The 14,174-nt window shown below is 60.2% G+C and carries 13 protein-coding genes; 9 read left to right on the top strand and 4 right to left on the bottom strand.

The features are described 5' to 3' along the window. Positions 1–33: 33 nt before the first annotated feature. From ABEA12_RS17775 to ABEA12_RS17735, 9 genes are all read left to right on the top strand, one after another. Positions 34–993 carry an FKBP-type peptidyl-prolyl cis-trans isomerase gene (locus tag ABEA12_RS17775; RefSeq protein ID WP_210100770.1) on the top strand — a complete coding sequence of 320 codons (960 nt, stop codon included), beginning with the start codon at positions 34–36 and terminating at the stop codon, positions 991–993. A 38-nt stretch (positions 994–1,031) separates the two neighbouring features. Next, complete coding sequence (locus ABEA12_RS17770; RefSeq protein WP_210100771.1) at positions 1,032–1,427, top strand: FKBP-type peptidyl-prolyl cis-trans isomerase; 396 nt, start codon at positions 1,032–1,034, stop codon at positions 1,425–1,427. 126 nt (positions 1,428–1,553) lie between these two features. Continuing rightward, positions 1,554–3,509 (top strand): helix-turn-helix transcriptional regulator, encoded by a 1,956-nt coding sequence (locus ABEA12_RS17765; RefSeq protein WP_210100772.1) that lies wholly within the window; start codon positions 1,554–1,556, stop codon positions 3,507–3,509. Between the two features lie 2 nt (positions 3,510–3,511). Further along, on the top strand, positions 3,512–3,871 hold the full coding sequence (locus ABEA12_RS17760; RefSeq protein ID WP_345469131.1) for a hypothetical protein: 360 nt from the start codon (positions 3,512–3,514) through the stop codon (positions 3,869–3,871). 34 nt (positions 3,872–3,905) lie between these two features. Then, positions 3,906–4,130 carry a Sec-independent protein translocase subunit TatA gene (tatA, locus tag ABEA12_RS17755; protein ID WP_425571806.1) on the top strand — a complete coding sequence of 75 codons (225 nt, stop codon included), beginning with the start codon at positions 3,906–3,908 and terminating at the stop codon, positions 4,128–4,130. Positions 4,131–4,136: 6 nt separating this feature from the next. Continuing rightward, positions 4,137–4,973 (top strand): twin-arginine translocase subunit TatC, encoded by an 837-nt coding sequence (gene tatC, locus ABEA12_RS17750; RefSeq protein WP_345469129.1) that lies wholly within the window; start codon positions 4,137–4,139, stop codon positions 4,971–4,973. Positions 4,974–5,036: 63 nt separating this feature from the next. Further along, the gene (locus ABEA12_RS17745; protein WP_210100773.1) at positions 5,037–7,838 is read left to right on the top strand and encodes a DEAD/DEAH box helicase; all 2,802 of its coding nucleotides are present in this window, start codon (positions 5,037–5,039) and stop codon (positions 7,836–7,838) included. A gap of 87 nt (positions 7,839–7,925) precedes the next feature. Continuing rightward, positions 7,926–9,545, top strand: a complete 1,620-nt coding sequence (locus tag ABEA12_RS17740; protein ID WP_210100774.1) for an amidohydrolase — start codon at positions 7,926–7,928, stop codon at positions 9,543–9,545. Between the two features lie 531 nt (positions 9,546–10,076). Then, the gene (locus ABEA12_RS17735) at positions 10,077–10,805 is read left to right on the top strand and encodes a polyprenol monophosphomannose synthase (protein WP_210100775.1); all 729 of its coding nucleotides are present in this window, start codon (positions 10,077–10,079) and stop codon (positions 10,803–10,805) included. Between the two features lie 97 nt (positions 10,806–10,902). Here the strand turns inward: ABEA12_RS17735 and ABEA12_RS17730 are convergent, their stop codons facing one another. The 4 genes from ABEA12_RS17730 to ABEA12_RS17715 all read right to left on the bottom strand — a co-directional run bounded on the left by ABEA12_RS17730 (position 10,903) and on the right by ABEA12_RS17715 (position 13,950). Beyond that, entirely contained in the window at positions 10,903–11,274 is a 372-nt protein-coding gene (locus ABEA12_RS17730; protein WP_210100776.1) for an RNA polymerase-binding protein RbpA, read from the bottom strand. Between the two features lie 181 nt (positions 11,275–11,455). Further along, positions 11,456–12,391: an SPFH domain-containing protein gene (locus ABEA12_RS17725; protein ID WP_210100777.1), complete on the bottom strand. Its 936-nt coding sequence runs from the start codon at positions 12,389–12,391 to the stop codon at positions 11,456–11,458. 59 nt (positions 12,392–12,450) lie between these two features. Then, a complete protein-coding gene (locus tag ABEA12_RS17720; RefSeq protein WP_210100778.1) occupies positions 12,451–12,918 on the bottom strand; it encodes an NfeD family protein in 468 nt (155 codons plus the stop codon). A gap of 114 nt (positions 12,919–13,032) precedes the next feature. Beyond that, a complete protein-coding gene (locus tag ABEA12_RS17715) occupies positions 13,033–13,950 on the bottom strand; it encodes a putative RNA methyltransferase (protein WP_210100779.1) in 918 nt (305 codons plus the stop codon). Positions 13,951–14,174 lie beyond the last annotated feature (224 nt).

Genomic DNA, 14,174 nt, shown 5'->3' with positions numbered 1-14,174 from the left:
ACAGCTCCATTTCCCCAACTGAAAGTTGATTTCGTGCGCAAAGTTATGACCCTGGCTGCAGCGGCATCGTTGCTGCTGGTGACGGCCTGCGGTTCGACCGCGACTGCCTCCAGCGGTGACATCACCCCTTTGGAATCGATCAAGGTCACGCCCGGGTCCGATGATTCATCGGACCCCACGGTGACCTTCGACTCACCTCTGGTCGCCACCGAGACCGCTGCCAGAGTCCTGGAAGAGGGCAAGGGCGACCCGATCAAGGAAAACCAGAACATCAAGTTCAAGTCCGTCGCCTACAAGGCCGAAGACGCAAGCTTGATCGGTTCCGGATTCTCCGGCGAGCCGGTGACCCTGCCGGTCAACGACGAGTTCAAGGCGCAACTTCCGGCGCTGTACGAAACTCTCCTGCAGACCAAAGTCGGTTCGTGGATCGCCATGGTCGAGCCGGAGGCCGAGGTCCCTGCAGTCGAGGGAGCAGACGCCTCGAAGGGCCCCGAAGACGACAAGGTCAAGACCGTCGTTGTCCTGAAGGTCGTCTCGACCGAGGAAACCCCGGAAGCATCGAAGAAGCTCGGCGCCGACGAGGTCAAGACGCTCAAGGATGACGGTGTGCTGCCGTCCTATGAGATGAAGGATGACAAGCCCGCCATCACGATCCCCAAGGGCAAGGACGTTCCGGCCGGCCTGGCCGTCGATGTCATCAAGGAAGGCACCGGAAAGGTTGCCACCGAGAGCTCGGACGTTGCCGCGAACTACACCGGTGTCCGCTGGGACGACGGCGAGCAATTCGACTCCAGCTATGACCGTGGAGAAGCCTCCGAATTCAACCTCGGCCAAGTTATCCCGGGTTGGACGCAGGGGCTGACCGGTTTGAAGGCAGGAACCCAGGTCATGCTGACCATTCCCACGGACCTGGCATACGGCCCGGATGCGGCAGCGCAAAACAAGCCTGCAGGTCCGCTGGTCTTCTTCGTTGAACTCAAGGAAGTAAAGTAGCTAGGACGCTTCTAGCAAACAACCGAAAGGATTCCACCATGTCTTTTGGACAGCGTGATTACGACCGTACGAAGCCCGAGATTGATTTCCCGGGCACCGAAGCCCCGATCGAGCTCAAGCTCGAAGACATCGTCGTTGGCGACGGCGCCGAGGTTGTTGTCGGCTCGACCGTCTCGGCCCACTACGTGGGTGTGGCGTGGTCCACCGGTGAAGAGTTTGATGCCTCCTGGAACCGCGGCACCCCGCTGGACTTCCGCGCCGGTGTCGGCCAGGTCATCCAGGGCTGGGACCAGGGCCTGATCGGGATGAAGGTCGGTGGCCGCCGACGCATGGAAATCCCGTCGGAACTGGCCTATGGTTCCCGCGGTGCAGCCGGGGCAATCGGACCGAACGAAGCATTGATCTTCGTGGTGGACTTGGTGGACGTGCGCTAGGCACTACCACCACCATCCAGTGCCTTGGCCGTGTTTTCCCTTGTTGAACCGGGAAAACACGGCCAAGGTCCGTTAACACGGCGTTGCAGTGGCGCCGCCTGCGCACCAAGAGGTAGCCTAGCCAACGTGTCTCAAAATATCACCGGCGGTCCTTCGCGCGCCGAGAAACTCGTCAGTCTCACCTATGCGTTGATTAACACACCTTACGGGTATTCCAAACGAGAGCTGCGCAAGATCGTTGACGACTACCAAGACCTCAACGATGCCGCCTTCGACAGGAAGTTTGACAGGGACAAGAAGGACCTGCGTGAGATGGGCATCCCCGTCAAGACCCTGGGCACCGGTTCCGGTGAGCGATACCTGGTCACACCCGAAAGCTACAGGTTGCCGGAGGTCAGCTTCACCACCGAGGAAGCCGCCGTGCTGGGCCTGGCCGCGCAGCTGTGGAAAGACACCGATCTGGAGTCCTTTGCCTCACGTGCCAACGGCCGGCTTTCAGCGGGGATTGAAGACGACGGCCACGGCGTGCGGTTCACCGAGTACGTCCCGCGCCTGCACGCCGCCGGACCGGCGTTTGCTGCCTGCCTCGAGGCGGTCTGGGCCCAGCAGACCATCTCCTTCGATTACTTCGATGTCCAGGGACGAGCGAGCGAGCGAACCGTTGAAGCCTGGGGGATCGGTTCACGCTTCGGGAACTGGTATTTGGTGGGCCTGGACCAGGACCGCCAGGAGATGCGGATGTTCCGGCTCACCCGCATCCTCAGCGACATCGGCACCGGCACCGTGCACCACTCGCGTCCCGCTGGATTCTCCATGGCCGAGACCCTTGGCCACCTGGATCCGGACGTCCTCGTGGACACCGCACGGGTTTCGGTCGCCAAGGACACAGGTTGGGCACTGCGCTCCCGGGCAACGACCATCACCCCTGGCCTAACCCACGATCTGATGAGCCTGCCCTTCCACGATCTGATGGGACTGGCAGCGGACATCGCCAAACTCGGTGCGAACGCCCGGGTGCTCGAACCACTGGCACTGGCCAACGCCGTTCGCCATATGCTCGAAAGGGCACTGGAAACACAGAGCAAGGTGATTCCCAGGTACAAGCTGAGCAAGCGACGCAACCTAGGTCGCCCGCCTTCCACCGAGGCTGTTGCCCGAAACCTGGACATCATTGCCTATGTCGCCAGCCACGGCTCACCCACCGTCGGTCAAACGGCGGCCCATTTTGCACTTACCGAGAAACAGCTGCTGACCCACCTGCAAACGATCATGATGTGCGGGGTGCCCAATGGATTGCCCGATGAACTGATCGACGTGGAGTGGGAAACCGGAATCGTCAGCATCAACAACGCCGAAGCGCTCAATGCGCCGATCCGGCTCAGCCTCCCGGAGGCCGCGACGATGCTTGCCGGCCTTGCCTCGCTGCGCGGTCTTCCGGACTTCGAGCACGCCGTTGCGGTAGATTCCGCCCATGCGAAGCTGAAAAGTGCCGCCGTGGGCTTCGAAGGCCTGGAATCCGTCTTGTCCATTGCCTTGCGCTCCACCGAAGACAGTGAGGTGTACGCAACCCTGGTGCGAGCCATACGGCAGCGCGAGGTTGTCGAGCTGAGCTACTACAGCCTGTCCAGCGATTCGGTGTCCACGCGCCTGGTTGAACCCATCAGGCTGTTGGAGGACTCAGGGCGGCAGTACCTTCGTGCTTTTTCGGTACCCAACGAGCAGATCCGGAGCTTCCGCGTGGACAGGATCCAGTTCGCGACGGTCCCCGGGGAACGCTTCATCCTTGATGCGAAGCGCCACGAGGACCAAGATGACATCTTCTTCACTCCCGGCCCGGAGGACAAACTGGTGGTGCTGGGCTTTGCCCCGCGCCTAGCAACCCTTATCGACGAGTACGCACCTGGGAACTGGGCCACCGCGGCCGGGGAGAATATCGCCGAGATCAGGATGCAGGGCACACAGACCATTCCCGGCATGGTCGCTTATCATGGTGGGGACTTGCGCATCATCGGGCCCGACCCGCTGCGTGCCGAGGTCGAGACCTGGCTACGTGCCGCAGTTACCTCTCTGGAAGTGAAATAAAAATGTTGCCTTGGTGGTTTTGGGTCCTGCTTTGGACGGTGCTGGCACTGGCAACATTGCTTTTCCTCGTTCTGGCCGGGATCAGGCTTTTCCGCGGATTCATGGCCGTTGCCAACGACGTGGGCGAAGCGATGGAAAAGACGGGAACCGCGATGGACGCCGAAGTGGAACCACGCCACTACCCCGAAGTGGCTGATCGGACGCCTTCGGGGGTTGCTGCCTTGTTCCAGGACCCTGCGACGGCACGTGAGATATACGAGCTCGGCAAGGCGAACCGGTCAGCTGACCGACGCGCCGGCCGCATCGCCCGCAAAATCAGGCGAGGACAACCACAGCGAGTGGCCGACCTCGAGTTGTTCTGACGTAGACTTAAACTGATCGAAAGGTAGGTTCCCCATGATGGGACTTCAAGGATGGCATTTGGCCATTATCATCGTTTTGGCCCTCCTGTTGTTTGGCGCCCCGAAGCTGCCAGGTTTGGCTCGATCCGTCGGCCAGTCGCTACGGATCTTCAAGTCCGAGGTCCGCCAGATGAAGGACGACGAGAAGGCTCCCGAGGCAGGCGAGGAAACCGTTGAGGGCAAGATCGTTGATCCCGACCGTCGTGAGAACAACGCATAATATTTCGTGAGCGATCAAGAAACAGCCCCGAAAAAGGGGCGGAAGAAGAATGCCGAGGGCCGCATGGCCCTGAAAGAGCATCTGGTCGAGGCCAGGAACCGCATCTTCATTTCGCTAATTGCCTTGGTGCTGGCGACCGTCGGCGGCTTCTTCCTTTACGACGATGTTCTTGAACTGATCATTGCTCCGGTTCGCGAATTCGGTGGCGAAGTCAACTTCAGTTCCGTGATGGCACCCTTTGACATCATGCTCAAGACCTCGCTTCTCTTGGGTCTGGTGTTTTCCTCCCCGATCTGGATCTACCAGTTGTGGGCGTTCATCGTTCCAGGATTGAAGAAGAAGGAAAGAAACACAGCCATCGCCTTTGCCGCGGCAGCCGCACCATTGTTCATCCTGGGTGTCGGCATGGCGTACTGGGTGCTTCCGCACGCACTGAAGTTCTTCATTTCCCTGACGCCTGCAAACGCCGTCTCCTGGCTGACGACCGACACGTACCTGCCTTTCGTGTTCCGCCTGTTGATCGCCTTTGGCCTTGCCATGTTGGCACCGGTGCTAATGGTCGGCCTGAATATGGTTGGGGTGCTGAAGGCCAAGATGATCCTGCGGCACTGGAGGATCACCGTATTCCTCATTGCCTTGGTGGCGGCCATGGCCGCACCCGGGGGCGACGCGGTGACGATGTTTGCACTGGCCGGCCCGTTATTTGTGACCTTCGCAACGGCCACACTTATTTGTTACCTGAACGACCGCAAACGCGAAAAGAAGCACAAGCAGCAAGAGGCGGAAAATGCCGCCACCGCCGGCGAGAGATCCACCATCCCCCAGTCGCCGGACCTTACATAGGTGCGACCGTATCCGCATAATGAATCCGATCGTCCCTGCAACAGTCTTGAAAGGGGTCCTAGCGTGAGCACGCCGGCCAAGCGATACTCCGCAGCCAAGGAAAAAGTCAGGGGGAACGGAACCGGTTTGGCCGAATTCCGTGACAGCCTCAACTTCGACCTAGATCCGTTTCAAGAAGAGGCATGCCTCGCCGTAGCCTCCGGTTCCGGGGTCCTGGTGGCCGCGCCGACTGGAGCAGGCAAAACGGTTGTCGGTGAGTTTGCGATATTCCAGGCGCTGAGCACCGGACGGAAAGCTTTCTACACGACGCCGATCAAGGCGCTGAGCAACCAAAAATATAGCGACCTGGTCGCCATCTACGGTCCGGAGCGCGTGGGTCTGCTCACCGGGGACCTGACGATCAACGGTGAAGCCGAAATCGTTGTGATGACCACCGAGGTCTTGCGAAACATGCTCTACGCCGACTCGGACACGCTTGATTCACTTGGATACGTCGTCATGGACGAGGTCCATTACCTCGCCGACAAGTTCCGCGGCGCGGTGTGGGAAGAAGTCATTATCCACCTGCGCGAAGACGTCCAAGTGATCTCGCTTTCGGCAACTGTGTCCAACGCAGAGGAATTCGGTGGCTGGCTCGACACCGTGCGCGGGGATACCCGTATCATCGTTTCCGAACACCGACCCATCCCGCTTTACCAGCACGTGATGGTCGGCGGCAGGTTGCTGGACCTCTTTGCCGAGGACGTCTCCTTCGACGAAGTCGCGGGCGCCCCCGAAAAAATGGCCGAGGTCAACCCTGAACTTACCAAGTTGGTGCACCGCTCCGCTGGAGGGTCGGGTTCACGCGGGCCTCGTGGCCGGGGCCGCCGCGGCGGCAAAGGCTGGGAGGTGGACCGCGAGCAACTCAGCACTAGGGTCTCGCGACCTGACATGATCATGGCCCTGGACCATGCAGGCCTGCTGCCCTCTTTGGTCTTTATTTTCTCGCGCAAGGGATGCGATGCCGCAGTGGCACAGTGCGTGCGTTCGGGCCTCGCCCTGACCACCACGAACGAAGCCACCGAAATCGAACAAGCCATCGATCTTGTCGCCCACACCTTGCCTTCGGGCGACCTCGATGTCTTGGGCTTCTGGCCATGGCGCGAGGGGCTGATGCGCGGCTTTGCCGCCCACCATGCCGGGCTCCTTCCGATATTTAAGGAAGTCGTCGAAGAGCTCTTCGTCCGTGGCTTGGTCAAAACCGTATTTGCCACCGAGACCCTGGCGCTGGGTGTGAACATGCCCGCCCGTTCGGTCGTCCTGGAAAAGCTGGAGAAGTTCAACGGCGAGTCCCATGTCTCGATTACGGCGGGGGAGTACACCCAACTCACCGGTCGTGCCGGCCGCCGGGGAATTGACGTCGAGGGCCATGCAGTCGTGCTGTGGCAGCAGGATACTGACCCTGCGGCGGTCGCCGGGCTGGCCTCCAAGCGGACCTACCCGCTGAACTCCAGCTTCCGGCCCACCTACAACATGTCGCTGAACCTGACTTCGCAATTCGGCCGGGAACGGGCACGCGGCGTCCTGGAAACGTCCTTTGCGCAGTTCCAGGCAGACCGATCGGTGGTCGGCATGGCCAAACAGGTCCGATCGCGCGAGGAGTCACTGGCTGGCTACGCCAAATCGATGACGTGCCATCTAGGTGACTTCGAGGGATATGCAAAGCTGCGCGCCGAATTATCGAGCGCGGAAAAGGAAGCAGCGAAAACCATCTCGCGTCTTAGGCGAGCCGCTGCCGCGGATTCACTGGAAACGTTGCAGCGCGGTGACATCATCGAAGTCACCGGAACCCGCCGTCTGGGACGGTGCGTAGTGACTGAACTGGACAGTGCGTGGCACGATCCGCGTCCCACCGTGCTGACCGAGGACAAGCATATCCGGCGCATCGGGGTCCAGGACCTCAATGGGCCTGTCCAAGTGATCTCGCAGATCCGGATTCCTAAGGGATTCACCGGACGAAGCCCCAAGGAACGCAAGGACCTCGCAGCTTCCCTGCGCAACGCATTGACCGAGTCACGCCCTCCGCGCGAATCCGCTCCCGCCTACGACTTCACCGGCAGCGACGAGCAAGAAGAACGCATCACCGCGTTGCGTGGGGTCTTGAAGGCCCACCCGTGCCATGGCTGCCCGGAGCGCGAAGACCATGCACGCTGGAGTGAGCGCCACGCGAAACTGTTACGCGACACCAACAAGCTTCGTTCGCAGATCAGTGGGCGCACCAATACCATCTCCAAGACCTTCGACCGGGTCGCAAGGGTGCTTGAGGATTTTAACTACCTGCTGCCTGCCGCCGAAGATGCGGCTCAGGTGCAGATCACGGCGGCGGGCCAACGGCTTCGTCGGATCTACGGTGAACGCGACCTGCTGACTTCCTTGGTCATGGAAACCGGGGCCATGAACAAGATGACCGCCGAGGAGCTCGCCGGGTTCATCTCTGCCCTGGTCTTCCAGGCACGTCGCGAAGACCACGGCCCGGACCCACGCATGCCCACCGCGAAGATCCAGATGGCTTGGGAAACGGCCGTCAAGCTTTGGTCTTCGTTGTCCGATGCGGAGGCTCATGCCAGTCTTCCCGAAACACTGGCCCCGGATTCCGGGCTCATCTGGCCGATCTACAAGTGGGCCCGCGAGTCTGACCTACGCGAGTGCCTGCGCGGCACCGACCTTGCCGCCGGTGACTTTGTCCGCTGGGCCAAACAGGTCATAGACGTGCTTGACCAACTCGCCAAGATCCCCGACCTGGATTCGGGACTGGCCCGCAGCTGCAACCAAGCGGTGCAGCGTGTCCGTCGCGGTGTTGTCGCATATTCCAACGTCCTTGACTGAGAGGGCCTGCCGCCGTGCATGCCCATCAACAGAATGATCGAAGTACGTTCAAGAGCACAGGCGTACATCCCAAAGCAAAGGTAAGACATGTCCCTTGAGCTGTACCGCAATGGTTCCATTTATTCACCGGCCGACCCTTTTGCGACGGCAATGCTTGTTGAAGGCGGAACCGTTGCGTGGATAGGCTCCGAATCTGCCGCAGGATCGTTGCTTGATGCGCGCATGGCTGAGATCGATCTGCAAGGGGCCTTGGTAACTCCCGCTTTTGTGGATTCCCACGTTCACCTAAGCTCACTGGGCTCCAAGCTCAACGGCCTGGACTTAGGCGGGGCTCGCAGCGTGGAAGAGCTTCTGTCCTTGGTGGCAGCGGCAGCCGCCGACACCACCGGGATCCTCATCGGGGCAGGATGGGACGAAACACGGTTCGCATCCGGCCAGCTACCCACTGCAGAACAACTTCAAAAAGCAGCACCGGACCGCGAGGTCTACCTGGCGCGGATCGACCTGCATTCTGCCCTGCTTAGCCCGGGACTGGCCCACCGCATCGGCTTGCTCGAGGGTCCGGAATACACCGGATCCTTGGTTCGCGGCAATGCCCACGAACGCGTCCGTGACGCCGTCTTCGTCTATGACCCTGACACCAATGCCAAGAACCGCGAACTCGCTTTGGCGCACATGGCATCAACCGGCCACGGCACGGTGGTTGAAATGGCAGCCGAACACATTGGTGGCCGTAAAGACCTGGAAGGTATCCTTGGTCGAGGCGAAGCAGCCAAGGCCATGAGCCCGGAGGTATTCGCCTATTGGGGCGAATTGGTCAGCACCCGGGAAGAGGCCAGTTCGCTGCTGTCGTCTTTCAACTCGGCCGCAATGGTGGGCTTGGGCGGAGACTTGAACATCGATGGTTCCATCGGTTCACGCACCGCGCTCCTGCGTACGGACTACACCGATGCAGCAGGTCAACGAGGTGCTTCATACCTTGACGTTGAACAGGTCAGCGCCCATGTTGCCGCCTGTTCATTGGCAGGAATCCCGGCCTCCTTCCATGTTATCGGCGACGCTGGCCTCGATCTCGCCCTGGAAGGTTTCTCAAAGGCGGTCGAATCCGTTGGTCTCGCGAAGGTCCAAGCGGGAAGGCACCGTCTGGAGCACGTGGAGATGGTCGATGAAGCAGCGCGTGAAAAAATGCTGAACTTCGCCATGACTGCCTCCATGCAACCAGGCTTCGACGCTGCTTGGGGCCGCGGGGACGGGCTTTACCAGCAACGTCTGGGCAAGACGAGGGCAGGTGCCATGAACGGGGTGGGCCAGTTCCTTGCTTCCGGTGTTCCGGTGGTGATCGGTTCCGATGCCCCCGTTACTCCGGTGAATCCGTGGGCCACTGTCAAGGCATGCCTTGAGCTTAGTGATCCCCGGGCACGAATCTCGGCCCGTGCTGCTTTCATGGCGCACACCCGCTCCGGATTCCGCGCACTGGGATCTGCGAACCCGATGGCCGGCCAGCTGGTCAACGGCGCAGAGGCCACCTTTGCCATCTGGGATGCAGCAGAGCTTTCGGTGCAAACCCCGGATCTCAGGGTGTCCTCCTGGAGTACTGACGCTCGCGCCGGCACGCCCATGTTGCCGGTCCTGGAGGATGATCTGCCCAGTTGCCTACGAACTGTTCGCGCCGGAAATGTACTTTTTGATTCGATGGGCAAAGCCTGACCGAACACGTTTTTCGCCGTGAAATTGAGTCGTTCCCGGGCAAACCTAGAGGATCGACGCGGATATTGCCATTTGTTAGGATTAATTCTTATCCATCTGCGTGGCATCATGATCCATTGGTTGACCTGCAGTAATTCATTAAGCCGGTGGTCCGGAAACGGTTGACAGTGAAAAACTGGGCGGTAGGCTGGTGTGAATGTCTGATCCTTCGATCCGGCTAGCCGGGACTCCGGTCTGAAAGAGCAAATTGACCCCGTAGGCATTAGATAACACCCTTCCGCCGCTTGCCGGCCGGAAGGGACGGACCGAAGCCTCGGGGTCAATTTGTGTCTGGCGCCACTTCTGAAATCGTCTTGTGCATCACATGGCCAGGAACCGGGTTTTGGGGGAGTGTCCGCGTACAATTGTTCACTGACCCCCACTTGATCCCTAAAACCGGGCGCAGCGGAGTTTACGCTTTGCCCCACGTTGGAACCCGGCCCCTTGCGGTCCCTTCCGCGGATCATTCCATCAGCAGAAAGGGACTGCCGCGTGCGCGTAGTCACGATCATTCCGACCTACAACGAGATTGAATCGCTGCCCGTCCTCTTGGGCCGCTTGCGCGCTGCGGTGCCCGATTCGGATGTCTTGATCGTTGACGACAACTCACCGGATGGAACCGGCGACCTCGCCGATAAGATGGCGGAGGCGGACAAGGCCGTCCACGTCATGCACCGCGAGGGCAAAGCAGGACTGGGCGCCGCCTACCTTGCCGGGTTTCGCTGGGCGTTGGATGCAGGCTACGACGTGTTGGTGGAGATGGATGCCGACTGCTCCCACCAGCCCGAACAGTTGCCGCTGCTGCTGGCGGAGATCCCCAAAGGCGCGGATTTGGTCATTGGTTCGCGCTGGGTCAGGGGAGGATCGGTGGTCAACTGGCCGCTGCACAGGAAGTTGATTTCCCGTCTGGGCAGCTTCTATTCCCGCACCATGCTCGGAGTGAACCTGCGTGACATCACCGCCGGATACCGTGCATTCGGTCGCGAGACCCTCGAAGCACTGGACTTCAATGCCATCGAGTCGGTAGGTTACGGCTTCCAGGTGGACATGACATTCCGCGTCGCACAGCTGGGAAAGAAGATCGTTGAGGTTCCGATCACATTCGTCGAGCGAGAGCTTGGCGTTTCGAAGATGAGCGGCAATATCGTGGTTGAAGCAATGATGAACGTGACCAAGTGGAGCCTTAGCGCACGGTGGAAGAAACTCACCAACCGCAAGTAGCGTCCTTACCGTGGCTCGCGGTAGTGCTACTAGATACGGTAGGGGCCCGAATGGATATCCATTCGGGCCCCTACCGTATTGAGTCAGTAGCTGTTTACTAGCTCTTGGCAGCAGCTTCGGCTGCCGCCTTGGCCGCGCCACGGGCTGCGCGCAGCTTCGCCAGTCGATCCTTCAAGATCGTATCTAGCTCTTCCATTGAACGGCGCTCGAGAAGCATGTCCCAGTGCGTACGCACCGGCTTTTCGTTGGTCACCGCTGGCTCTGCTTCACCATTGACCAGCTTGGCAACCTTGCCGGTCTTTGACATCCATGTTGCCGGGATGTCTGCCTCGGCCGCCATGATCACAAACACTTGCTCGCCGTCTTCACAACGATATTCAACTCGCTGGCGCGCTGCCGGCTCAACGCCGGCCTCAGTTTCCATGCTTTGCGCGCCAAGGCGCATTCCTCGCAGGCTGCGATCGCTCATATTGTCTCCCTACTGCGATTACATACGGGTTCTTCTACCGAAATCAACGCCTCGGGGCATCCAATAATTCCCGTGGTCGCAAGTCTCGAAGTTTCCATTGTACGTCCCCCGCGCGACGCGGGCGGGCGACCTCTGCTGTGAGGTCGCCCGCCCGCGAACTATCCGCTTGGAACGCGGTACATTACATCAGCGTAGTGCTGCTGCCTTCAGGCTTCTCGTCGCCTTCGGAACCATCGGTGAGGTTCCCCAGCGCTCCACCGATTCCTTTAAGTGCCTCACCGACTTCGCTGGGGATGATCCACAGCTTGTTGGACGAGCCCTCAGCAATCTTCGGAAGGGTCTGGAGGTACTGGTAAGCCAGCAGCTTTTGGTCCGGCTTGCCCGCGTGAATCGCATCAAAGACCTTCTGGATGGCCTGGGCTTCACCGTCCGCGCGCAGGATGGATGCCTTGGCATCGCCTTCGGCGTTGAGGATCGACGCCTGGCGCTGGCCCTCGGCCGTCAGGATCGCTGACTGCTTGGTGCCTTCGGCGGTAAGGATCGCAGCACGGCGGTCACGTTCGGCACGCATCTGCTTCTCCATGGAATCTTGGATCGACAGTGGTGGATCGATGGCCTTGAGCTCCACGCGTGAGACACGGATGCCCCATTTTCCGGTGGCCTCGTCAAGGACTCCTCGCAGCTGACCGTTGATCCGGTCACGGCTGGTCAGTGCCTCTTCGAGGTTGAGTCCACCAACCACGTTTCGCAGCGTGGTCGTGGTCAATTGCTCCACGGCCATGATGTAGTTCGCGATCTCGTACGTGGCGGCTTTTGGCTCGGTGATCTGGAAGTAAACCACGGTGTCGATGGAGACCACCAGGTTGTCTTCCGTAATCACCGGCTGCGGCGGGAAGCTGACAACCTGTTCACGAAGATCCAGTATCGGCAACAAACGATCGACAAACGGAATCAAGATCGTTAGTCCGGGAAGCAGGGTGCGGTGGTACTTGCCCAACCGTTCCACGATGCCGGCCCGTGCCTGGGGAATGATACGCACTGCACGAAGCAGCACGAGGATCACGAAGATTGCCAGTACAACCAGGACGACTGTTATGCCTAGACCCGATGTTTCCATCTCTTCTCTCTTTCGTTGGGGCGCCATGTTCCATGCGCCATAATCCTGTGTTGAAGTCTTTAGTCCAGACCGGGCATCTTGGTCCGCAGGGTGATGTAGGCCGTCGCCCCCTCAATGCGGACCACTGAGCCGTATGTTCCGGGTTGAAGCGGCGCGTCGTCATCGGAGCGCGCGGACCATGTTTCCCCGCCGATCTTGGCCCGGCCGTTCATCCGCGAGGTGGGCTCCAGGACCAAGGCGTCTTCCCCGATCAGCCGATCGACGTTGGTTCGCAATGCTTCTGGATCCTTGCGCAGATGCCGCAGGGCGATTGGCCTGACCAACATGATCATGAGCAGGGACACGATGGAGAAGGCTACTATCTGCAGCCAGAATTCCCCGCCTAGGAGGGCAACTGTCACCCCGCCCAGTGCCCCGACACCGAGCATGATGAAGTACAGGTCAAGGGAAATCATTTCGATGATGGCCAGCAGAAGGAAGACCGCCAGCCAAACCACCCACGCGTTGGCTACTAGCCATTCAGTCATGATTCCCCCTCAAATCCTTATGTGCTGGATAAACTCCAACCTCACACCACCCATTTTGCCCGATGTGCATGTTGATAAGAGTCAGCACAAGGGAGGATGTTCGTGCTTCGGGCCTCATCCGGACGATGAGAGGCCCTCCAAGTTGGCCTGAATCCGGTTTTCATCGACTTTTCGGAATTCCTGTATACGGAACGCCGCGGTGACAAGAGTTGCGTTACCAGCATCCGAGAGTCGGTTGCGTAATGCCTCCGGATTCAGGTGATGTCCGGCAGGGCCCATCATGGCCAGCTCGAAAGCCGCCGGGGGATCGAGCACCAACGGGATTCTTACCTCCTCAGTGGCAGTGAGGATGAACTCTTCCCCCATTGCAGCCACCACGCCGGCTGCCTTGTCGGCGGCGATTCCCAGCAAGCCAAGGGAGCCTGCTCCTTCCGCAAGGTGTTCGGGCAGCGGAGTGACAACCAAAGCCGTTCCGCCCGGGCGAAGCACCCGGGCGAACTCGGTCCCGTTGTGCGGGGAAAAGATATTAAGCAACACATCAAAGGCCCCGTCCTGAAGCGGCAAGTCCCTCCAGAGGTCCCATACCAGCGCCACGGTGTTGGGAACCTTCGCTGCCCTGCGCATGGCATAGCGCGAAATGTCCAAGGCGACCGCGCTGGGTGCCGTGGTGCCGGGCAGTGCCTGGAGCACCTGGCGGAGGTAGTACCCGGTGCCGGCACCGGCGTCCAGGACGCTGGGATGCTCGTATCCACGAAGCACTGTCCGCACGCGGTGTCCAAGGGCTTCGGCCAAGGACTCGTAGTGCCCTGCATCCAGGAAGGATGCCCGTGCCGCGACCATCTGGGCACCGTCTTGGGTGAAGTTGGTGCCCTTGCCCGAAAGCAGATTGAAATAGCCTTGTTTGGCTGCATCAAAACGGTGCCCCGCAGGACAACCCAGATGCGCCGGACTTCCCTGTTGCCGATCCAACGAGAGCCCCAGTTGGCAGACAGGGCAGCGCAGGGTTCGGTCGAGAGGTGTTTGCTGCTGCACGTAAGTCCTTATTCTGGGCGGAGTTCGACAGGTCGACTCCGGGAAACCGCGGTGACAAGACCTACCAACCACTGTATCGGCGCCCCGTGCTGCACGCCGCCGGACACCGTGCCTCACAGCTCCCTGCAGAATCCGTGCACGCATTCCGGTTACTGCACGAATGAGAGTTCTTGGCCGCGCAAACTAAACGGAAACACGGCCTGCGGAAATCATGGACAGTTCCT

The organism is Paeniglutamicibacter antarcticus (assembly GCF_039544305.1).
GTDB classification, from domain to species: domain Bacteria; phylum Actinomycetota; class Actinomycetes; order Actinomycetales; family Micrococcaceae; genus Paeniglutamicibacter; species Paeniglutamicibacter antarcticus_C.
This window is presented reverse-complemented; position numbering and strand designations above follow the sequence as displayed.